This window comes from Nostoc sp., from assembly GCF_036919495.1.
GTDB lineage: Bacteria > Cyanobacteriota > Cyanobacteriia > Cyanobacteriales > Nostocaceae > Nostoc.
On the sequence record NZ_JBALBZ010000029.1, the window covers coordinates 40214 to 61677 of the forward strand.

General features: G+C 40.5%; 27 protein-coding genes and 1 pseudogene. 8 read left to right on the forward strand and 20 right to left on the reverse strand.

Annotated elements, in window-relative coordinates:
- The first annotated feature begins 130 nt into the window (after nucleotides 1–130).
- Together V7K25_RS03825 and V7K25_RS03830 are read left to right on the forward strand one after the other, a co-directional pair.
- A complete protein-coding gene (locus V7K25_RS03825) occupies nucleotides 131–1153 on the forward strand; it encodes a serine hydrolase (RefSeq protein WP_335155221.1) in 1023 nt (340 codons plus the stop codon).
- Between the two features lie 124 nt (nucleotides 1154–1277).
- A complete protein-coding gene (locus V7K25_RS03830) occupies nucleotides 1278–2282 on the forward strand; it encodes a 2-hydroxyacid dehydrogenase (protein ID WP_335155223.1) in 1005 nt (334 codons plus the stop codon).
- Between the two features lie 43 nt (nucleotides 2283–2325).
- On the opposite strand, the gene V7K25_RS03835 is transcribed toward V7K25_RS03830, so the two are convergent.
- The 6 genes from V7K25_RS03835 to V7K25_RS03860 all read right to left on the reverse strand — a co-directional run bounded on the left by V7K25_RS03835 (nucleotide 2326) and on the right by V7K25_RS03860 (nucleotide 7047).
- The gene (locus tag V7K25_RS03835; RefSeq protein WP_335155225.1) at nucleotides 2326–2586 is read right to left on the reverse strand and encodes a hypothetical protein; all 261 of its coding nucleotides are present in this window, start codon (nucleotides 2584–2586) and stop codon (nucleotides 2326–2328) included.
- Entirely contained in the window at nucleotides 2583–3326 is a 744-nt protein-coding gene (locus V7K25_RS03840; protein WP_335155227.1) for a M50 family metallopeptidase, read from the reverse strand. The genes V7K25_RS03835 and V7K25_RS03840 overlap by 4 nt, the downstream gene beginning before the upstream one ends.
- A 175-nt stretch (nucleotides 3327–3501) precedes the next feature.
- Nucleotides 3502–4380, reverse strand: a complete 879-nt coding sequence (locus V7K25_RS03845; RefSeq protein WP_335155229.1) for an FHA domain-containing protein — start codon at nucleotides 4378–4380, stop codon at nucleotides 3502–3504.
- Nucleotides 4381–4593: 213 nt separating this feature from the next.
- On the reverse strand, nucleotides 4594–5316 hold the full coding sequence (gene pgl / locus V7K25_RS03850; protein WP_335155231.1) for a 6-phosphogluconolactonase: 723 nt from the start codon (nucleotides 5314–5316) through the stop codon (nucleotides 4594–4596).
- A gap of 258 nt (nucleotides 5317–5574) precedes the next feature.
- Nucleotides 5575–6318: a ribonuclease PH gene (rph, locus tag V7K25_RS03855; protein WP_335155233.1), complete on the reverse strand. Its 744-nt coding sequence runs from the start codon at nucleotides 6316–6318 to the stop codon at nucleotides 5575–5577.
- Between the two features lie 105 nt (nucleotides 6319–6423).
- Nucleotides 6424–7047, reverse strand: a complete 624-nt coding sequence (locus V7K25_RS03860; RefSeq protein ID WP_335155235.1) for an adenylate kinase family protein — start codon at nucleotides 7045–7047, stop codon at nucleotides 6424–6426.
- A 344-nt stretch (nucleotides 7048–7391) separates the two neighbouring features.
- On the opposite strand from V7K25_RS03860, the gene V7K25_RS03865 reads away from it, so the two are divergent.
- Both V7K25_RS03865 and dcd read left to right on the forward strand, forming a co-directional pair.
- Complete coding sequence (locus V7K25_RS03865) at nucleotides 7392–7928, forward strand: P-loop NTPase family protein (protein ID WP_335155237.1); 537 nt, start codon at nucleotides 7392–7394, stop codon at nucleotides 7926–7928.
- 86 nt (nucleotides 7929–8014) lie between these two features.
- Nucleotides 8015–8584 (forward strand): dCTP deaminase, encoded by a 570-nt coding sequence (gene dcd / locus V7K25_RS03870; protein ID WP_335155322.1) that lies wholly within the window; start codon nucleotides 8015–8017, stop codon nucleotides 8582–8584.
- 18 nt (nucleotides 8585–8602) lie between these two features.
- Here the strand turns inward: dcd and dut are convergent, their stop codons facing one another.
- The 4 genes and pseudogenes from dut to thyX all read right to left on the reverse strand — a co-directional run bounded on the left by dut (nucleotide 8603) and on the right by thyX (nucleotide 11187).
- Nucleotides 8603–9043, reverse strand: a complete 441-nt coding sequence (gene dut, locus V7K25_RS03875; protein ID WP_335155239.1) for a dUTP diphosphatase — start codon at nucleotides 9041–9043, stop codon at nucleotides 8603–8605.
- 35 nt (nucleotides 9044–9078) lie between these two features.
- Nucleotides 9079–9879 carry a dCTP deaminase domain-containing protein gene (locus V7K25_RS03880; protein ID WP_335155241.1) on the reverse strand — a complete coding sequence of 267 codons (801 nt, stop codon included), beginning with the start codon at nucleotides 9877–9879 and terminating at the stop codon, nucleotides 9079–9081.
- A 205-nt stretch (nucleotides 9880–10084) separates the two neighbouring features.
- Nucleotides 10085–10291, reverse strand: a pseudogene (locus V7K25_RS03885) (DUF2887 domain-containing protein); the annotation flags it as partial.
- Nucleotides 10292–10464: 173 nt separating this feature from the next.
- Nucleotides 10465–11187: an FAD-dependent thymidylate synthase gene (gene thyX, locus V7K25_RS03890; protein WP_335155242.1), complete on the reverse strand. Its 723-nt coding sequence runs from the start codon at nucleotides 11185–11187 to the stop codon at nucleotides 10465–10467.
- 239 nt (nucleotides 11188–11426) lie between these two features.
- Between thyX and V7K25_RS03895 the strand changes: the two genes are divergently transcribed.
- Entirely contained in the window at nucleotides 11427–11642 is a 216-nt protein-coding gene (locus tag V7K25_RS03895; RefSeq protein ID WP_099101899.1) for a chlorophyll a/b-binding protein, read from the forward strand.
- Between the two features lie 141 nt (nucleotides 11643–11783).
- Nucleotides 11784–12365, forward strand: coding sequence for a thioredoxin family protein (locus V7K25_RS03900; RefSeq protein WP_335155244.1), 582 nt, complete (start codon nucleotides 11784–11786; stop codon nucleotides 12363–12365).
- An 80-nt stretch (nucleotides 12366–12445) separates the two neighbouring features.
- Here V7K25_RS03900 and V7K25_RS03905 read toward each other — a convergent pair whose 3' ends face one another.
- From V7K25_RS03905 to V7K25_RS03925, 5 genes are all read right to left on the reverse strand, one after another.
- Nucleotides 12446–12958, reverse strand: coding sequence for a hypothetical protein (locus V7K25_RS03905; RefSeq protein ID WP_322654766.1), 513 nt, complete (start codon nucleotides 12956–12958; stop codon nucleotides 12446–12448).
- Between the two features lie 810 nt (nucleotides 12959–13768).
- Nucleotides 13769–14737 (reverse strand): glutathione S-transferase family protein, encoded by a 969-nt coding sequence (locus V7K25_RS03910; protein WP_335155248.1) that lies wholly within the window; start codon nucleotides 14735–14737, stop codon nucleotides 13769–13771.
- A 208-nt stretch (nucleotides 14738–14945) separates the two neighbouring features.
- Complete coding sequence (gene gatC, locus V7K25_RS03915) at nucleotides 14946–15236, reverse strand: Asp-tRNA(Asn)/Glu-tRNA(Gln) amidotransferase subunit GatC (RefSeq protein WP_335155250.1); 291 nt, start codon at nucleotides 15234–15236, stop codon at nucleotides 14946–14948.
- Between the two features lie 119 nt (nucleotides 15237–15355).
- Nucleotides 15356–15877, reverse strand: coding sequence for a photosystem I assembly protein Ycf3 (locus V7K25_RS03920; RefSeq protein ID WP_229472988.1), 522 nt, complete (start codon nucleotides 15875–15877; stop codon nucleotides 15356–15358).
- 115 nt (nucleotides 15878–15992) lie between these two features.
- Entirely contained in the window at nucleotides 15993–16694 is a 702-nt protein-coding gene (locus V7K25_RS03925) for an SOS response-associated peptidase (RefSeq protein WP_335155252.1), read from the reverse strand.
- 196 nt (nucleotides 16695–16890) lie between these two features.
- Here V7K25_RS03925 and V7K25_RS03930 point away from each other — a divergent pair, with 196 nt between their 5' ends.
- Entirely contained in the window at nucleotides 16891–17502 is a 612-nt protein-coding gene (locus V7K25_RS03930) for a glutathione S-transferase family protein (protein WP_335155254.1), read from the forward strand.
- Between the two features lie 127 nt (nucleotides 17503–17629).
- Here the strand turns inward: V7K25_RS03930 and V7K25_RS03935 are convergent, their stop codons facing one another.
- From V7K25_RS03935 to V7K25_RS03955, 5 genes are all read right to left on the reverse strand, one after another.
- Nucleotides 17630–17857 (reverse strand): DUF167 domain-containing protein, encoded by a 228-nt coding sequence (locus V7K25_RS03935; RefSeq protein ID WP_109010689.1) that lies wholly within the window; start codon nucleotides 17855–17857, stop codon nucleotides 17630–17632.
- Nucleotides 17835–18251, reverse strand: coding sequence for a ribosomal maturation YjgA family protein (locus tag V7K25_RS03940; protein WP_335155256.1), 417 nt, complete (start codon nucleotides 18249–18251; stop codon nucleotides 17835–17837). Before V7K25_RS03940 ends, V7K25_RS03935 begins: the two co-directional genes overlap by 23 nt.
- Before the next feature lie 93 nt (nucleotides 18252–18344).
- Nucleotides 18345–18896: a DUF2231 domain-containing protein gene (locus V7K25_RS03945; protein WP_335155258.1), complete on the reverse strand. Its 552-nt coding sequence runs from the start codon at nucleotides 18894–18896 to the stop codon at nucleotides 18345–18347.
- 37 nt (nucleotides 18897–18933) lie between these two features.
- Nucleotides 18934–19674, reverse strand: coding sequence for an LmeA family phospholipid-binding protein (locus V7K25_RS03950; RefSeq protein WP_335155260.1), 741 nt, complete (start codon nucleotides 19672–19674; stop codon nucleotides 18934–18936).
- Nucleotides 19675–20037: 363 nt separating this feature from the next.
- On the reverse strand, nucleotides 20038–20613 hold the full coding sequence (locus V7K25_RS03955; RefSeq protein ID WP_335155262.1) for a Uma2 family endonuclease: 576 nt from the start codon (nucleotides 20611–20613) through the stop codon (nucleotides 20038–20040).
- A gap of 168 nt (nucleotides 20614–20781) precedes the next feature.
- Between V7K25_RS03955 and V7K25_RS03960 the strand changes: the two genes are divergently transcribed.
- A complete protein-coding gene (locus tag V7K25_RS03960) occupies nucleotides 20782–21348 on the forward strand; it encodes an HD domain-containing protein (RefSeq protein ID WP_335155264.1) in 567 nt (188 codons plus the stop codon).
- Nucleotides 21349–21464: the final 116 nt, after the last annotated feature.

The following is a 21464-nucleotide window of genomic DNA, read 5'->3' on the forward strand; positions in this document are numbered from 1 at the left end:
CCCTAAAATCTATTATTAATATCTCTTGACATCGGATATCTTAGTGATTACTATGTCAATCAATCCGGATTTGATTAACTTCTTCGGAAAATCTCTGTAAATAAATCCAACACGATCCTCACAGCACTGCATGAAAATACGCTCGCTCTTACTGAGCTTTACAAGTATTATTTTACTATCGTCCCCAGTCAAAGCAAATCCCAATACGAATCAGGTTAACAACATAAATCACTGGAGTGGAAATCAATCTAATTTACAACTACCAAAACTTAAGTTTATTCCTCCGGTTCCTTTAACCGATCCTGTCAACCCAATAAATACTTCTAAATTTACTGGTATAGTTCCTCTAGGACGCGAGATATCAGAACTAAAAACTCCTATTAAAGCATTAATGGCTCGCTATAGATTCCTCACTCCCGGAATCTTTTTTATGGACTTACAAACAGGGGATTATTTTAATTTTAATGGTGATAAAGCTTTTTCTGCCGCTAGCACAATTAAGTATCCGATTTTGATTGCCTTATTTCAGGAAGTAGATGCAGGGAGAATTAAACTAGGCGAAACTCTGGTGATGCAACGGAAGCATGTCACTGGTGGTTCTGGAGATATGCAGTATCAACGAGTGGGAACTAAGCTTAGTCTCTTGCAAACTGCAACTAAAATGATGACTATTAGTGATAACACTGCTACAAATATGATTATCGACCGTTTAGGCGGTGCATCTAAATTAAATCAAAAGTTTCGCCGTTGGGGATTGCAAAGCACTGTGATTCACAATATGTTAGGAGACTTTCAAGGAACTAATAAAACTAGTGCAAAAGACTTGGTACGACTGTCAGCTTTGATTACAAATAATCAGTTAATTTCTGATATAAGTCAATCCCAAGTTTTAGGTATTATGATTCATTGTCACAATAAAAGTTTGCTTCCATCTGGCTTAGGTTATGGTGCAAATATTGCCCATAAAACAGGTACTCTGAGGTTTGTACTAGGTGATGCGGGTATTATTGAAACTCCATCAGGTAAGCGTTATTTAGCAGGAATTTTCGTGCGAAGACCTAATAATGACATTAGAGCTAGGGATTTTATTCGTCAAGTTTCTCAGGTAATGTATGGCTACTTCGAGCAGGCAAAAGTCAGTCATCTACCTTGAAGCAATCCTGAATTCTTTTGTGTTCAAAGCTGCGATCGTTAATAGCCCATCATAGACATTGCTTATCTAACTGCCAAGGTATTATGTAGTCGAACATTGTGCAGTATAGAGTTTGAGGTTTTGCATGAAAGTAGCAGTCTTCAGTACAAAAGTCTACGATCGCAAGTTTTTGTCAGATGCAAATTCTCGTACCCAACACGAATTAGTCTTTTTTGAACCCCGTTTAAATCGGGATACAGCTATCCTCGCCGCCGGATTTCCGGCGGTTTGCGTATTTGTCCATGACCAGGTTGACGCGCCAACTTTAGAACTTCTCGCTTCACGAGGAACTCGGTTGGTTGTCTTGCGCTGTGCAGGGTTTAACAATGTAGACTTACAAGCCGCAGCAGATTTAGGAATTACCGTTGTGCGTGTTCCCGCCTATTCACCCTATGGGGTAGCAGAACATGCTGTGGGATTGATTTTAAGCTTGAATCGGAAAATTCATCGGGCTTATAACCGTGTCCGAGAAGGCAATTTTTCTTTAGATGGACTATTAGGATTTAATTTGCATGAGCGCACAGTGGGGATTGTCGGCACGGGCAAAATTGGTCTGATTTTAGGACAGATTATGAAGGGGTTTGGCTGTCACATACTCGCTTATGACGTTTATCGCAATCCAGAATTGGAGGCGCTAGGTGGAAAGTATGTAGAGCTACCTGAGTTATTTGCCAACTCGGATATTATCTCCCTACATTGCCCCCTGACTCCCGAAACGCATCACTTGATTAACGCTGAGACTATAGAACAGATTAAGCCAGGCGTGATGCTAATTAATACTAGCCGAGGAGCGCTGATTGATACTCAAGCAGTGATTGAGGGGTTGAAGTCTGGCAAGATTGGCTATCTCGGTGTGGATGTCTACGAACAAGAATCGGAATTGTTCTTTGAGGATTTGTCTGGTGCAATTATTCAAGATGATATTTTCCAGCGTCTGACGACGTTCCCCAATGTACTGATTACCGGACATCAAGCCTTTTTTACAGCAGAAGCTCTTCACAATATTGCAGAAACAACTTTTGCTAATATTGCTGATATTGAACAGGGTCGTCCTTGTGCAAATGAAATTCGCGCTCAAGTGTCAGCTTAGGTAATGCTTGGCGATCGCAATGATTTTGGACTAAAATCACTAGTCAATCCTGATCATCAGGCAAATTTTCTATTTCCTCAATAATTAGCGCCTGAAAATCTTCGTCACAATGATTATGCAGATGAACCGCAGCAGCTAAAAGTTCTGCGAGAATTTCAGATTGTTGGTTAACAGTTAAACTAGGTAACTGTAACTGGTTAACTAAGGCTTGTACTTTCAGACACTCTGTACTTAATTCAGCAATCAAAATACTAAGGGTTGAATTCGTGACTGCAAGAGGGCGATCGCTACTCTGTATTTTCATTCTGAACGATAGGCAACGCGGAGACTTTGGACTAAAATCACCAGAGATGCGATCGCCATCAACCCGCCCCAAAACCAGTAAGGTAAAAGCAAATATCGCTGCATTTGCGCTGTATCAGAGAGTCCAAGGGAGCCAGCAGAACTACTAAATAGATAATCAAGTTGATGGTACGTACTCACACAAGCTTGTACACCTAGAAATTGAATCGCAAATCCTTGTGCCCAACGAGGTGCTTTCAGGGCAATACCCAAGATTATGAAACCTAGTAAGGGAATTGCCACCAATCCAAACGAGGAACGTACCCAAATTAATGCGGAAAATAGCAAAAAACTCCCTAATATTTTTAAACAGAGGGTTGCTGCTGTAAAACTGCGGGAAGCCAGAATCAAACCTGCACCGGCAAGAGGCGGCCCCATTGGGCCTGCGGCTGCGACTATTGCCGGGCCAATTGGCCCCAATGTCGGCTGAATGCCATAGGTTGCGACACCAGAACCATTACTAAAAATCTGCAATTTCTGAAACTGTCCCCCTAATAGGAGTGCCATTAAGCCGTGACCCATTTCATGAAACCAAGTTGCCAGAATTGTAAATGGGTATAAGATATAATCCCCTGCTGGTATTTGCCAGAGTAAAGCAGTTGCGATCGCTGCTGCAACTAGCCAGGTTAAGCCCATGCGTTCAACAACTGGCGGGGCTTCTTTGGTAAGCAAGGGTTCAAAATTTTTGCTTGGTTCCCTCATAGGTCACTCAATTTTAGATTTTAGATTTTAGATTTTAAATTTTAGATTATCCCCCCGATTAATTTGTGGGGCATTCAATTTTGGATTTTAGATTTTAGATTTTAGATTATTTCTTCAATCTAAAATCCAAAATTCAAAATCTGCAAGACTGATGTCACAATTGATCGAGAATCAGTTAAGCAAGTTGAAAAAGGAATGTCATTAAGTCTCCTTTACCCAAGCTGATACGATCGCCTGGTCTTAAGCGATGACGATTTCCTGGTAAAAGTGGCAAATTATTAATGTAAGTGCCATTGGAACTTCCTACATCCTCTACATAATGAGCATCTCCCTCGACGCGAATATCTGCATGAATTCGCGAGACAATTTCTGAATTGGGAAATCCTGAAACATCTATATCTGGGGGAATCCGGTCATTGGGCTTGCCGATATGAATCACAGAGAGATTTTGCGGCAATTCAATTAAGCGATCGCTCTGAACGTGGATTAACCGCCCTGTAACCTGCTGTAATTGTGTTCTGGCAACAGTTGCAGTTGGCGCTGGTGTGGCTAGCTCCTGTACTTCGGCTTCAGGGGCTGGCGCTGGTTCCAACGGTGGTGGAGTAGGAATACTTTGTCCAGAGACTACGGGTTGAGCTGCGATCGTTGGTGCTGGTTCTGGAGGGCTGCTTTCTGCCACAGGTACCTCTGGCGGAGCGGCCGGGGGAGCTGCCAGTTCCGTTGCTGGTAAAGATGATTCGGGAGGATGAGACTTAGTAGAACCACTTATTCCCAAAGCATCTGGTTGTAAAAGTTCTAGCAGGGGATCGGGTGGAATTAACGGCGGAACTTCTACAGGAATATCGGGAGTAACTGTTACAACTGCCGGATTATGAACGTGTGGAACTCCTGCGGAGTGAAGGTTATAGCCACACTGACCGCAGAATGCAGCATCTGCCTGCACAGTTGCCCCACAACTGGGACAGTTAGTAGTCGCGGGTAAGGGTGTATAGCAAGCTTCACACTGGACAGCGCCATCAGGGTTGGGATGATTGCAATTAGGGCAGACGATCATCAATATTTAGCCTTTGTTCAAGATCATCATAAATATAGTTAGGACTGGCAAGCAGAGGGCGGCCCTAGCTTTAGATTCTAGCAATTACTGCTGATGGAACTATTAATTGGACACTCTTAGACAGGGGGCAGGGGAGGCAGGGGGAGCAGGGGAAGAAGAACTATGATATTGACCAATGCCCAATGCCCCATGCCCCATGCCCAATTCCCAAGTTTAATGTTGGAGTTCCAAACCTGCTGCCGCATCTAGCAGCCACCAAAGTTCTCCTTGGGGCCGAATTAAACGGGATGGGTAAGTGAAGTCATCGGCTACAGGTGCAAATACTTGCGCCAAAGCTGGTCGTTTATTAGCACCAGCAACTAGAAAAATCACACTATTCGCAGCGTTGATGAAGGGGTATGTGAAACTTATCCTGAGGTTTCCCTCTTTGTTACCCACGGTAACTAGGCGATCGCGTACTTTGAGAGCCTCTGTATGGGGAAACAAAGATGCGGTATGTGCATCATCACCCATTCCTAGTAATACTACATCCAACGAGGGAAACTCGACCCCAGAAGAATTGAAAAATTCTTTCATCTGTTGTTCATACTTAGCAGCAGCCACTTCTGGATTGGCTTCTAAGGTTGGTACGGGGTGAATGTTAGCTGCTGGGATATCAACACGATCTAGCCACGCCTGACGCGTCATCAGTTCATTGCTATCAGGGTGATCTGGTGGTACGTAACGCTCATCTCCCCAGAATATATGAATTTTATCCCAAGGCAGTTTTTGATTAGCGATCGCTTCGTATAACGGTTTAGGTGTACTGCCGCCAGATAAGGCGATGCTAAACCGCCCTCGCTGCTCAATGGCAGTTTCTAACTTCGACAGAATTAATTCTAGCGCTCGTGCAACTAGCGCCGGCTGATCCGGTAAAACTTCAACGGTTTTGTTCATGGCTTCATCATCATATTGCTGGCTTCTGGCAATACAATACCGAACTTATTACAATCCTCCTTTTTAACTTTTGAAACATTTAACATCGTGCATTAGGCAGGGAGGTAGGAGGCAGGAGGAGCAAATCATGGGGGGATTCGACCCCAAATGATTTGGAGCCACTCTCATGATTATTTTATTTACACCCAGTTACTTGATACTTTGTTGATTAACGCCACAAAGTATACATTTATTAATTCTTATTAAAAATTAATAAAACTAATTAATTACAAACAGTGCTTCCCAGTCAGCGATCGCTTCGCGTTGAGTAATTAACAATTCCTGAATTCCTTTTTGGGCGACATCTAGCAGTTGATTTAACTGAGTCCGGCTAAAACTGCCTTCTTCGGCTGTTCCCTGGACTTCAATGATTCCCAGGTGTTGATTCATCACCACATTAAAATCTACTGTTGCAGCCACATCTTCGATATAATCCAGATCCAAAAATGGCTCTCCCTCCACTAATCCTACGGAAACTGCTGCTACCTGTCCACACAGAGGCGATCGCTCCAACACCCCCTCTTGTAACAATTTAGAAATCGCATGAGCCAACGCCACAAACGAGCCTGTAATGGCTGTTGTCCGAGTTCCAGCATCTGCTTGCAACACATCAGCATCCACAGTTAGCGTGTGTTCTCCCAGTGCCTCAAAATCCACTGCTGCGCGTAAACTGCGGCCAATTAGACGTTGAATTTCTTGCGTCCGTCCAGATAATTTTAATAATTCTCTTTCTTGCCGTTTTTTGGTAGCAGATGGTAGCATCCGGTACTCAGCAGTTAACCAACCTTTACCAGTTCCTTCGAGAAACTTTGGAACTCCCTTATTAACGCTAACAGTACAAAGTACTTGAGTATCACCGCATCTTGCGAGAACAGAACCGGGGGCAAAGCGGGTGAAATTGGGGTGAAAGCTGATCGGACGTAGTTCGTAAGCAAGACGACCGTCAGGACGCTGCCAAGCCATTGGAGTTGCCTCAAGTTTTACAATACTGCCTTAAGATTACCTTAGTGTTATTGGGCATTGGGAAGTGGGCATTGTTTATTAATTCTTCTCCCCCTGCTTCTTTATCTAAGGAACTGAAAGCAGAGTCAAAATATTTTGCTGTACCATATCTGGTGACTGGTCGCCGTTGATGGTCAACAAGCAGCGACGACGATCGTAATATTCAAGTATTGGAATGGTGCGATCGTAGAATAATTCTACACGGCGTTGTACGATTTCTGGTTGGTCATCTGGTAGCGATCGCCCCAAGGATCGGCTAACCATAACAGCTTCTGGGACTTGGAGATAAATTGCCCAATCTAGCTTTTGCTCTAAATTATCCAAGAAAAAATCTAATTCTTCAGCTTGGAAGGCGGTACGGGGATAGCCTTCCAACACCCAATCGCAGTTAATATCTGGTTGTCTGAGGCGAGTTCGGATCAATTCAACGATCATTTCGTCTGGAACCAATTCCCCTTTTTGCATATAGGGTCGGGCATGGTAACCTAGTTCACTCAGGCTAGCGTAAACAGAAAGAGAAGTCCGGGGGTCAGCTTCCGACCATTGCAACTCCGGGAGCAGGCTATCGCCAGATATCGCTTTCCGTAAAATCTCACCAGTAGAAATCAAAGGAATATCAAAGTATCTGCAAAGCCTTTGTGCTTGAGTGCTTTTACCCGATCCTGAACCTCCCAGAATCACAAATTTCACAACATTTTACTCCTCATCCTGTCAAATTCACTACTTGCTAAGTCTGTTTTGCCCAAACAACCGATAAATCTAACATTTAGGGATTGTCAGACATTATTCTTAGCTTTTTTAAATAATTGGAACTGTAATTCTAATGTTTTCATTTTTGCAACTAATTACCGACAAAATACGTAAATCTAAATCAACAGAACTCTTGACTTCAGCACAAACCTAGTGTTTGACTAAGAATGCAATTTGCCAAATTCACCACAACTGTGAAAAACAGATAGATTATATAGGCAGATTTGTAATAAGTACCCCCAGCACAAACCTTTAATTTATTGTAAATTTTTGAACTTTACCCTATGGTTGCCCAGCTAGAAACTCCAAGTATAAATTCACCCCTTACCTTACCATATCCAGTGGAAGGACTAGTGCAAGTTTTCACTAGCTCCCATCGCAACTTTTTTACAACTGTTATGGCCCAAGCACTGAGAATAGCTGGACAAGGAACGCCAGTATTAATAGTGCAGTTCCTCAAAGGAGGCATTCGTCAAGGACAGGATCGACCTATACAACTAGGACAAAATTTAGATTGGATTCGCTGTGATTTGCCTCGTTGTATTGATACACCACATTTAGACGAGACGGAAAACCAAGCTTTACAAAAGCTGTGGCAGTATACACAGCAGGTAGTGTGTGAGAGTAAGTATTCTCTCGTTGTCTTAGATGAGTTAAGTTTAGCGATTAACTTTGGTTTAATTCCTGAAACGGAAGTTTTAGCGTTTTTGGCAAAACGCCCTCCCCACGTCGATATAATTCTCACAGGGCCAGAGATGCCCAAGTCTCTTTTGGATGTAGCAGATCAAATTACAGAAATCCGCCGGAGTTATCGACCTTAAATAAAATGCTCAATTCAGGATATCCTAGTAATTCGGTTTGAATTAGCTGTGAAGTTGTGATTAAAAACGATATCTGGATTACTGAAATGGCTCAAAAGGGTTTAATTTTACCCTTTGAGCCAAGTTTAATCCGAAAAGTACAAAAAGATGAGTCTGTAGCGGTTCAACCTGTAATTAGCTACGGTTTGTCTTCTTATGGCTATGATATACGCCTTTCTCCGGCTGAGTTCCGCATTTTTCGCCACATCCCCGGAACTGTAGTTGATCCAAAAAACTTTAATCCCCAGAATCTGGAGCCAACAGCACTGCACACAGATGCTAATGGCAATTACTTTATTTTACCTGCTCATAGTTATGGACTTGGGGTTGCTCTAGAAAAACTAGAGGTTCCTGAGAATATTACTGTGATTTGCATTGGAAAATCTACGTATGCACGTTGTGGCATAATAGCAAATCTAACTCCTGCTGAGGCTGCATGGCGGGGTCATTTAACTTTAGAATTTTCCAATTCTTCGAGCGCAGACTGTCGCATCTACGCGAATGAAGGTGTGGTGCAATTACTCTTTTTAGAAGGCGAACCCTGCGCTATTAGTTATGAAGCCCGTCAGGGCAAATATCAGGATCAGCATGAAATTGTGACTTTGGCTCGCGTATAATCTAAATAGTATGCAATTTTACATTTTTGCAGTCATTCCTGTTGAACCAAAACCACCAATTCCTCTAGATGTATGACTGAGGTTATCCACTTCTTCCACTTCAACATGAATTACTGGTGTGATGACCATTTGGGCAATTTTCATTCCTTCCGTAACTTTAAAAAGACTTTTACCATGATTTATTAAAATTACACCTATTTCTCCTCGATAACCTTCATCTACTGTACCGGGAGTATTAAGAACTGTAATTTGATATTTAAGAGCTAGGCCGCTCCTTGGACGAACTTGAGCTTCAGTTCCTTGAGGTAATTCTATTGAAATACCAGTATGTATTAACCTGCTTTCTCCACAAGGAATTTTTATTTCTTCTATGGAAAATAAATCTAGTCCAGAATCATTTGAATGTTCGTATTTAGGAACTATAGCTAATTGGTGTAATTTTCGTATCTTCAGTTTCATCTTTTTTGATCTCAAAATATCATTTGTTCCATATTCTAGCTTCTACGCAAATCATTTGTAATTAATACAATTAATGCACCAAATGCTAAATATGTCGTTCGATCAGCAATAGACCTTACTGTATTATACCAATGTTTTTGTGAGAGAACTATGCTATTAGCATCTAGATAAAGATAAAAGCATAAACTTAAAATTGTAAGTAATATTAGAATTATATATGGGAGCATATAAAGCAAATTGTCTAACCAATTTTTTTTAAACTTTTTGAAAACTTCAGATTCTTTTAGCTGTTTTCTTAAAAGTGTTTCATTTTTTCTAAAAGGCTCATCAAGCCAGCGTCTTTCCTCTTCACTACGCTGAACGCCATTTAGTATATCTGGTCTACCAGGATCATTAGTATGTGGAATCGATGATTTGGTTTTAACATAATAAAACATCAGAGAGACAAAAGTATCTGTTTCTGGCTTCAAATGTACAGATTTGTCACTATGGTTATGAACTGCTATTAAAGAATTACCGATATAATCAGGATCTAAAGTTGTACCAATATGTCCTATGCCTTGAGAAACCCAACCAACTTTAGAATGATATGTTCCAGTGATTCTTTTTGAAACCCAAATAGCTTCATTAGTTTGAATTAAAACCGTAGAATTTTTAGGGATAATAATTCTCTCTACAGAACTATCATAAGCACTTTTTCCATCCTGGATTTTCCACGCAAGCTTACTTGCTGTCAAATTGTAACTTGCTCCTTTAAGGTTGCTTTCATTAAAAGGATATATTAGTATATCCCTGCCCAACTCTCGCTTGATATCTTGGTCACTTAATGTACTCATGTGTGAGCTAATTTTTATCTAATTTACTAGGTTTTATTGATTGCAGCGTAGCATATTTTATTTTTATCATCATCGTAATTACCTCAGAAATGTATCTTTTTTTGCAAAATAAAAATGCAAGGTTCTAAACGATGAAAAGCTTTTTACTGGAAACTTTTAATACTCCAAAAAAGTTAAGGTGCTAATCTTGCTTTACCTAGACACTTTGAAACTGCACCTCGCAAAAATATACAACTCCAGCACCATCACTTTCAGGTGGTAGAAATACTCCGTCAATTTCAAATTTTGGTTCTTTTACGGCGACTGAATCAAAACGATAGCTATCTGCATTATTTGGAGGATTTGCCACTAGTTCAAACAGCAAAGTGGGAGACTGTTGAAACAGTTTGTAAAATATTGAATCTCGACGCATGAAAGCATTTTACAAATTTTTTATAAGGAGAATTCAGAACTAGGAGTCGAATTCAGCATGATATAGCGGTTATCGATTCTATGAGAACACCAAAGTCCTTGCTGTCAAATCATTTCAGCAAAGTTTATGTATCTCACTGAACTGCACACCGCTATATTTGCCTCAAAATATGATTATGGTGCTAATCTTGCCTTACCTAGACGCTGCTTTTCATACCATTGTGCGATCGCAGGTGCCCAATCTTCAAAATGAGGCCACATCATTTCACACAACTTTTGAATTTCAAGTTGAGCATCTTTCTTATTTCTCAGGTCACAAAAATGTAAGAAAGACCTTAAATTGAAGCTAACTACAAAATGCTGGCGATAATCAAAAGGCACTTTACCTCTTGCGTGTTCTTCAGACATTCCACCTTCAAAATCAGCTTTATATCGTTTAGCTGCTTCTAGACACCACTGCAAGTCTGCTGCTCGTTGCTCTGGTGAATAATGGTACTTTTTTCCTTGCCTATCAGTGTAATAACCAACAGGACGTAGATAAAAAACATCTTCTATGTCTTTCTTACGTTCTACTACGTCAATAAATTGGTTGCCTGTGTATCTAAAAGACTGAACATCAAATGATACTCCTACCCGATGAGTACGAGCCTGCTGCATCACGCTGTGAGGAAAGTAGCCACAGTTGAAAACAATCTGGGGATGCTCTAGAGGCCCATAGTGTCCTCTCTCACCCGCTAAAAGTCGCTTAACAATAACTTCGCCGCTTTGTGACTCCGAGGGCCAAGAGTCGCGCTCATCATACACGAACCCATCGGTATAGTCTTGGTGCATCGCGGCATAAATCACCTGCTGCGGGTTTGGCGTTTTGGCAATAACCTCTACTCGAAATCGATGCATTAGTTTTTGGGGAATGGATTAGTAAGGTAGTTCGGTCTTGGGGGTTTCCCCCATGAGAAACTACCGTGACTGAGATTGCTTACGCAGAAGGAGCGGAGCCTGTTTGTTATACATAGCTTTGAACTCGATCCATGATCATATCTCTGGCTGGGACTTCTACTTGAGCAGATTAAGATACTTTACAAAAATTAATAATTTTGTTACAGTTATTTACATAAAGAGAAGACAGGGAAAAATCCATGCGTACAAACACTGCTATAATTGACGACCAAGGCAAACTGAACAACTTTGCGATCGAGCCAAAGGTTTATATAGATGAGCAAGGCGATCGCACTGGTTTCACTCCCTATGCAGAAATGCTCAATGGTCGTTTAGCAATGATTGGTTTTGTCTCTTTGATAGCATTAGAAGTATTCACAGGACACGGCATCGTTGGTGTTTTGGCAAGTCTGTAAAAACTAATTTCCATAACTTAATTCTTAGCAAATATAAGAGACGGTAAATTTACCGTCTTTTAATTTATGGAAAACTTAGTGCTAGAGTAAAAATATACTGATAGCAAAAGCCGCTATCAGCGTAAAAATATTGGGTGAACTATGGCTTTAACTGCTTCAACTATGTTGCCATTAGGCACAAAAGCACCAGATTTTAATCTACCGGAAGTAGTATCTGGAAAGGCAACTTCACTTTCCACCTTCGCAGATAAAAAAGCGTTGTTGGTAATGTTTATTTGTCGGCATTGCCCATTTGTAAAGCACATTCAACAAGAATTAGTCCAGTTAGGAAAAGATTATTTTACAGGTGATTTAGCGATCGTTGGTATCAGTGCTAACGATGCAAAAAATTACCCAGATGATGCGCCAGAGTCGTTACAAGCATTTGCAACAGAACAAGGGTTTAATTTTACCTTATGCTACGACGAGAGTCAGGAAACGGCAAAGGCTTACACAGCAGCTTGCACACCTGATTTTTTTGTATTTGATGATCAACGCCAACTTGTTTATCGGGGACAATTAGATGATAGCCGCCCCAGCAATGGTAAACCCGTAACAGGCGCAGATTTACGCGCGGCCATTGAAGCAGTGCTGGCGGGTAAACCTGTTACAAGCGACCAAAAGCCAAGTGTTGGTTGCAATATTAAATGGAAACCTGGAAACCAACCCAGTTATTTCGGTTGAAAAAGATTTGGAATTGAGCATTGGGTATGGGGCATTGAGTATTGGTAAAACTTTTCCCTACTCCCTACTCCCCATAACCATCAATGTTTAATTTCCAAATTCAGTATGTAGCATCCTAGTTGAACTTTTTCTGCCCATAATTCATATTCCAGACGCAAATGTTCTGGCAAGGGATGTCCGTTGAGAATTAGGCTACTAGTAAAATTTCGTAAACGAATAGGATTGTTAGGTTGCAACGACTCAGTTGGCAACCAATAGCGACTAATGCCATAAACGCCCCGTTCCCAAAAGTGACGGTAACTCACTTGAGCATTACCTTGCATAGTCATAATGACTCGGTAAGGGGAAATCTCCAGCCACAAAATTCTGGGACTATTAGGGGCGTAAGCTTTGCTCTTACTTTGGGGCAGTGTATCCTCTGGACTTACGACAGTCTCTACTTCACAGCTAATTAGAGGTGGTGCGGTCAGCAGCAAATGGAATCTATCAGTATCTTTTTGATACAATGTCGCGGCAGTTTCCACAACAGACCAAATTGGTAGGTCGGTGGAAATAAGTGATAAGCACACGGGCTTGCGGTGATGGGTCAGCATGGGAGCGATAAGGGCTAAAAGCTATTGAACAAAGTGAAATGAACACACTAAGCAGTTTAATAGGTCAGCGTAAGAAACTAAATAGTAAAACAGGCTTAATATTAATGAATCCGCTGATTTGTTAAGCTACACAGATACGAATCGAAACAGGTAGAATGTCAGCTTAGACAGCAAAAACGGTACTTTCTCTAGAGACAGGTAATTCGTAAGTAAAGCTTGTAAATATTCTAAGGCTATAGCCTCAAAACAGTGGGAGTCTTTTTAGATGCTCAGAAACCTTCTTGAGGAAGACTCGCCGTAGATTTAAGTAAGTTTCATACAGCAAAAAGCAATAGGATACTTGGCAGGAAGTCACTAGCAGCGATTTTGTTTGTTGCTGCTGAACTTCCGGTGTATTCAAAAGCCAGTGTATCCTAATGTCGCCTTCTGTTATAACCGTAGAAACTCACGAAGACTTTTCTCATAAGTTAATTATTCAACGGCTCCCTTTTGGGTGTCTTTACGGGGTCATATCTGGGTGGTTGGGGATTTATCCTTATCGTCTAATGTTGGGCGCTTTAACCGAAATTTTGTAACTTCTTTTAAAAGAAGAACCCCCCACAACTGCTAGTTGTTTTCAAGCTCGACAAAAGGACTTTTCAAATATCCCCTCAACTTTATCGAATTAATGTAATTTTGAGTATTTGTACTGAATTAGGTATATTTTGCCAAAATTAACGCTTTAAAATTTTTTATCCCAGATGAATGGTACTAAGTTCTGGGCTGCATGTAATACTCATAAACCGATGACACGACAAGCCAATAAAACAATTAAGCAAATATTTTATCCCGGTTATGGGATGCATCAAAATCAATCAGTGGCCCTTTTGGAACGATGCGAGTTGGGTTAACTTGAGGATGGCTTCTGTAATAATGCCGTTTGATGTGGTCAAGATTGCAAGTCTCTTTCACTCCCGGCAGTTGGTAAAGTTCTTTGAGATAATTCCACAGATTGGGATAATCGACAATTCTGCGTAAGTTGCACTTGAAATGCACATAATAAACTACATCGAAACGAAACAGAGTAGTGAAAATACACCAGTCTGCTTCAGTAATTTGATTTCCACAAAGATAGCGTTGATTTGCTAATACTTTTTCCCAGTAGTCAAGAGCGGTGAATAATTCCGTTACTGCTTCATCATAAGCAGACTGAGTGGTAGCAAATCCCGCCCGGTAGACACCATTATTTATTGGTTGATAAATTTTATCAATTGTCTCGTCAATTACTTTTTGTAAATGTTCTGGATAAAAGTTGATATTTTGTTTAGCGAAAGCATTGAATTCTGTATCAAACATCCGAATGATTTCGCGGGATTCATTATTGACAATTGTCCCATTTTGGATATCCCATAAAACTGGAACTGTCACCCGACCGCTATAGTTAGGGTCAGCTTTTAGATAAAGTTGCCAAAGATATTGAGTCCCGTTGACTGTATCGGGAATGCACCCTGGTTCATCACCAAATTCCCAGCTATTTTGATCAATTTCTGCGGCAACAACTGATAACCCAATGACATCTTGGAGTCCTTTTAATTGGCGGAGAATGGCAGTACGACACGCCCAAGGGCAAGCCCAAGAAATATACAGATGATAGCGCCCTGCTTCAGCTTTCAACCCACTAGAACCATCAGCTGTAATATGGTTGCGAAAAGTAGTTGATGGACGGATAAATTTACCTTCTGAGTCTTCTTGATCCCTTTGAGATATCCACTGGCCATCTTTAAGAATTCCCAAACCCATAATTATCTCCTTAGTTATTAGTCAAAAGTCAAACAATTTTGGATTTTCAATTTTTGGTTTTAGATTGTTCCGCCCAGCCAACTGCTTGCTCAGGGCATGAATCGAAATAATTTTTAATTTTTTAATCTAAAATTGGCACGGTCAAGAATCTAAAACTTTTGACTTTTGACTTCTCCGTTCGCGCAGCATTCCATAGAGAAGGGGCTGACTATTCAGCGTTGAGGATTTTTGGTACTTTGAAAAATTCGCCTTCCTGTTCAGGCGCACTGTTGAGGATGCTTTCTCGTTCAGGATAGGGTTGCAATTTATCCTCTCGTGTGATGTTGCTAACATCAATTGCCCGCGTTGTTGGGGGCACATTATTAACATCAAGTTCATCCAACTGTTGAATATAATCCAGAATACTTCCTAACTGAGTAGTGAATTGTTTTTCTTCTTCGGGAGTTAATTCTAAACGAGCAAGATGAGCTACTTTATGAACTTGTTCTTGGTCAATCATATTTTTTTAGTTAGGAGTTAGGAGAGATGGCATTAATCGCGTCTATTAGGAGAGACGCGATTAATCGCGTCTGTACAAGAGTTAGGATTGAATGGTTCATAATTCCTAACTCATCACTTTTAGAAGAATACGTCAATTTGCGATCGCCCGGTGGTTTTTAGCCAGTTTTGAGCTTCAATGTAGTTATTGGGAGCCATCCGAATAGCTCGAATCCAATAGTCTGCTGCTTGATCAAAGAGTGCTTCGCCAGCCTCGTTATCTCCAGCTTCTTTCTCTTTTTCGCCTTGGTAGTGATAAATCACGGCGATGTTGTTCAAGGCTTGGGGCATCCGTGGGTTTAACTCAACTGCCTGGTGATACAGTTCTAAAGCTTTTTTGTGGTCGCCGTTGCTGGCATAGATTAGCCCCATATTGTAGAGAATATAGCCGCGATCGTTGGTATCTTCCTCTAGTGTTAGAGCTTCTTCATAATATTCCAATGCTTCAGCATATTCCCCTTCTGCTTGGGCTGACATGCCATCTCGATAATAAACAAACGCTTCTTTAGCTTTTTTGTTGGTTGGCAGGATCTTCAGGATGATATCTGCCATCACTGTAAAGGATTTGTCAACAAAATTATCGTTCTTTTGTGTTCTTGGCATACTAGTCTCTGGATATTGGGCATGGGGCATGGGGCATTGGGAAAGAGGAGGCAGGAGTTCTTTAATTTTGAATTTTGAATTGATATTTTACCTCATCTCCCAGTCCACTCAATAGCTAATTTAACTGATTTGTGGGGGCATTCTTCTCACTGAGTGGAATGATGCACTCTGGACTATTATGCCGAGAGTTGTTTACCAAGGTGCTAACTGGATACGCAGTCATTGCTGGCGCTGGATAGGGACGCAATAGCTGTTGTAGGGTTTGGGGCGTTTGCACTTGGGAATCTAGCCATAAATCGTAATCTTTTGGCTCTAGAATCACTGGCATCCGCTCGTGGATAGGTTGGAGTAATTCGTTAGCTGCCGTTGTCAAAATTGTACAAGAGATTATTTCTTCGTTAGCAGGCGAACGCCATTTCTCCCACAAACCTGCAAAAGCGAAAGGTTGCCCATCTTGAAGGCGAAAATAAAATGGCTGCTTTTTGCCTTGTTGCCGTTGCCACTCATAAAAGCCATCAGCTATCACTAAACAGCGTCGATGCTTAAAAGCCGAACGAAAAGAAGGTTTTTCGGCAACAGTTTCAGCCCTAGCGTTAATCAGCTTTGCCCCTATCCCTGCATCTTTCGCCCATGACGGAATTAATCCCCAATATAACTGCTTAAATTCACGCTTTTCGCTTTCGGGATTTTGTAACACTGTTGCCACCATTTGCGTAGGTGCGATGTTATATCCGGCTGCAAAATCCAGAACTGGCTCGACATGAAAAACTTGAGCTAAAGCTTCTGCTGACTGATTTAGAGTAAATCTTCCACACATAGTTTTATTCTCGACCACTGACTAAATTAAATATCTCAATCTAGAAATGAATAATGTTTTTTATTTTTTCAGATAATTTTCTTTACTACTTCTAAGCTAAATCTTTAAACAAATCATCCGGTTTTGGGAAAATATTTTGGTAAGATATTGTATTTTAAACCTCTAAGTCTCAACATATTATTAACTGCATTTTAGCATGGAACTACTGCGTCTGTACGATTTTTTACCTTCTGGTAATGGTTATAAGATACGTCTTTTATTAACACAACTAGGTATGCCTTTTGAGAGGGTAGAGCTTAACATTTTGAAAGGCGAGACTCGAACACCAGAATTTTTAAGTAAAAATCCCAATGGAAAGATACCTATTATTGAAATCGAGCCAGGGAAATACTTGGCAGAATCAAATGCCATATTGGTATATCTAAGTGAAGGTACAGAATTTTTACCCTATGACCGCTTTTTACGAGCGCAGGTGCTGCAATGGTTATGTTTTGAACAGTATAGCCATGAACCTTTTATTGCTACATTAAGATTTTGGATTTCTATTTTAGGTAAAACTGAAAAATGTAGTGAAGCTATAAAGCAAAAACATGAACTAGGTTATGCAGCACTTAGCCTGATGGAAAAACACTTAAGTTCTCACACCTTTTTTGTAGGAGAGCATTACACGATTGCTGATATCGCCTTGTTCGCGTACACTCATGTAGCTGATGAAGGTGGGTTCGATTTAACACAATTTCCTGCTATCCAAGCTTGGATAGAAAGAGTCAAAGCTCAACCAAGGTATATCAGTATTACACAAGCATAAAATACTCGATTTTGCTTTTTTTGTGTCTCTCGTTTCTTGGCTTTGCTAGAGGATATATTGGGTGGGACATTGCTTCACATTCAGCAGGCAGGCAGATTCTTTCAATAAGGTTATTATTAAGCAGCTACTAGTAGTCTGTATCAATTTCTATCAGCTTTTGCCGAGAGGATAAACCTGATTTTATTCTGATATCAGATTTGGCTACATCAAATTTCTTTGCTAATAGTTTAATTAATTCTTCATTAGCCTTACCATCGACTGGGGGCGATTTTAAATACACAGTCAAACTGCCATCAGGTTGTTCTTCAATTTTTTGCTGTTTTGAATTAGGTTTAACCTTGACTTTTTTTTGCATAACCTATTTTCTGTAATTGTTGCAGCCACAACCAACCTAAAACAGAACCCAATAGATAATGAGGAAAATCCCACCAAACAAAGGTAGTACCAAGTAACAATTTGCCTATCAAGGTGGCGCGAATCTCCTCTAATAGCGGCGGATGCCAAAGTTGCAAGAATTCTAGTATACAGGTGATGACAAAAACCCATATAGGAATTTGGATTATCGCCGTCCGACTTCTGAAAAACCAAAATGCAAACAGGCACCAAAATATTTCGTAAAATATCGCTGCTCCGTAGTCATTAAACCACTGATGGGTAGGGCCAGTGTAGTACTTAAACAAAAAGCCCATCGGTACAACGATGAGCAGAGAAAGAATAATAAATATTGTTTGTTTACGATGTTGGAGCATTTTCTCAAGGCTAAAGACTAACGAAAATTTTAGCCTCTGCATTACTCTTTCTTAATAATTCGTAATTTCGGATTTTAATTACGAATTACTTTATTATGGATATCTTCTGCTACCAGCGCCTACTACACCGATTTTGTGGCGATAGGAGAGTTCAGCACCGAACCAGCCAGAAGCGCTAGTCAGTGTACCAACAACGAGCGAGATTAACAGCCCCCAAGGTACTATTCGGGACTCAGCGTCGCCCCAACGCAGGAGAAAGTTGACGAGTGATAAAACCAGGATAGAAACGTTAAGTATCAAATGCACCCAACCGGCGGTGCGCTTGCGAACCCGTTCAATTTTCATAAAGTCGCTCAGACCGATGGCAGCAGCGAGTAAGCCTAGACCTAATCCGAGTCCGATTAACCATAATGAAGCCCTAGCCCAAAAGAAATCATGAGTTAACCAGTAGCCAACGTCACTTCCCAAGGCAGCGGCTAAAAAGGCGATGGGAAAGATTACACTTAGGGGGTGTAGGGGATGTCCTGCGATCGCAACTGTGCTAGGTACGCCGCTATCAACATACTCACTGTCGTTACTTTCAATAACTGGTGGAATATTTGGGAAAGGTGTTGAACTTGTTTGCGTTGTGTCTGTAGTTTCCATTTTTAGTATCCTGAATTTATTAACTTCCTATTTATTTTTAAGCTGAAGGAATTTTTTCAACATAAGCTTCAGCTTGTAGAGTTAGTTTGCCTACTTCTACTTTTAATTGGTTAACTTGCAGACTAATTCCATCTAAATCGAAGTTACTCAAATTTAGAATTTCGCTAGTTTGATCTATCAACGCTTTTGTCAACTCTGGCGAGATTTCCTCACTTTCGCCATACTCGACATTCTCCAGAGCCACAGTTTTCCCATTGCCACTGATCTTGGGGACTGCGGAAAAAGCAATTTGCTGATTTTCACCAGTTTCTACTAATTTCATGCTGGCATTTAAAGCCACTTTACCATCGCCAGGTAGTCGAAAGTCTACATTTTGAGGTTCAATAGTGGTGAGTTGCCCGTTAACGTGGATTTTTTGGTTTTGTAGTTGCGATCGCACATATTCTGAGTTGAAGGCGCGATTGATATCAGCTTCGGTTAATACAACCTGTGCCTTAGCTTCAGTAGGTTTAGTAAGTTCAATTTTGCCAAAAGCCACACTCAGGGGATTAATGGCAACATTATTCATTTGCATTTCCAATTCTTCCATGCGGAGGTCTTTCTGCATAACCAAACCTTCGCCTTCAATTGTGACTGCATCCACCTCACCCTGAACTAGTTTCAGAGGGTCTGTTTTGATGTCTACATCTAAATTTTCTACTTCATCTAATTGGCTAGATAATCCTATTTCTGCCGCTTTATTTAGCGCCTGCTCTCCCAATCCAGGACTGTCTGGCATTATTAAACTAACTCCTATAAATAGTATATACTTGAGTTAATCTAAATAAATCATCATCAAAATATTATCTATCTGGCGATGTAATTTAGAATTAAATATTGTCTATCTAAAAGTATAATTACATAATTTTATCTACTAAAAATTTTTGCTTTTCTACTCAGAACTTTTCAGGCGTAGACGTAGAGCAGCTTATCGTCAAATATCGCTCAAAAGAAAGATGATATATTAATAATTTAGTCGTTATAATTGTTTTGATTAATGCTACACCAAAATCTGTTTAAGGATAAAGCTTGTAGCGTAGTTTTAAACAAATTTTTGGGTTGGCGTATCCTTGTATCGAATTGATATAGAATCTAGTCAATATTATAATAATTTTCTTAAAGGCAAGGTAAAACCAGGCACAACATCTTCACCGCTTAATATTGCTGTAGCTGGATATTGAGTAATTGAACCATCCCGGCGATAAACTAAAGCTTGCTGATTTTTACTATCAATTAACCATCCTAATTGAACACCATTACTAATATATTCTTCCATCTTGGCTTTGAGTTTTGTCAAGCTATCGTTTTTAGAACGAATTTCAATCACAAAGTTGGGTGCTAAATTAATAAATTTGTCTTCTTCTTGATCCCAACCTTCTGGCAAACGTCCTTTAGCTACAAAAGCAACATCAGGCGATCTAACAGCTGTATTTGCTAATCTAAAACCTGTACTTGAACTAAAAACTTCACCTAAATCCTGACTTTCTACCCAATTCAACAAATAGGCTCCTGCTTTTATTTCTCGATTACCAGAAATTCCACCAGTTGGGGGCATAGTTTCTAAGGTTCCATTAGCATTGCGTTCAAACCGCAGTTCTCGGTTTTGCGAACTCATCAGCATTAATTCTTCATCAGTGACAGTATACAAAGACTGCACCGTTATTTTTTCGCTGGTCATGATAATGCCATAGCAAGCTTGATAGATATCTCAATTTTAAGTTGATATTCAATTATTTCTGTACCCCTTTCCCGCTCTACGTTCTCTGTGTTTGGAGTAGTTTGTTATAAAATTGACATTAACACCAGTGCAATATCTGACTACAAGCTGTTTTATTCTTTCAAAACAATGCTCTCAGAACGCTTTACCACAGCTCTTACCTACGCCACCCAACTGCACGCCAGCCAAGTTCGTAAAGGTTCAGGTGTTCCCTACGTTGCCCATTTATTAGGTGTCGCCAGCATTGCCTTAGAATATGGGGCAAATGAAGATGAAGCGATCGCAGCCCTTTTACACGATGCGATCGAAGATCAAGGTGGCGCTGCAACACGCGAAGAAATTCGCGATCGCTTTGGTGATAATGTAACAGCAATTGTAGATGGTTGTACTGACGCTGATACAACTCCAAAACCGCCTTGGCGAGAGCGCAAGGAGGCATATATTGCTCATATTCCTATCGCTTCCCCATCAGTACTGCTCGTGTCATTAGCAGATAAACTTTACAACGCTCAATCTATTCTCAAAGATTATCGCGTTTTGGGCGAATCACTTTGGGAACGTTTTCACGGGGGTAAAGAAGGAACTCTTTGGTATTATCGGGCGCTTGTAGATGCCTTCAGAAAGACTGGAACCATTGTAATCATTGACGAATTAGAACGAGTTGTTGCACAAATTGAGGTATTAACATCTAAATAAAAGATAAAGATATTTTTTCTAAAACGGATGCTCTCATTGAATCTAGCAGGTTCTACTTCGTAGTTCTAGTTTGATTATTTCAGAAATGGATAAAAGTTTCATAGAAACTAGACAAA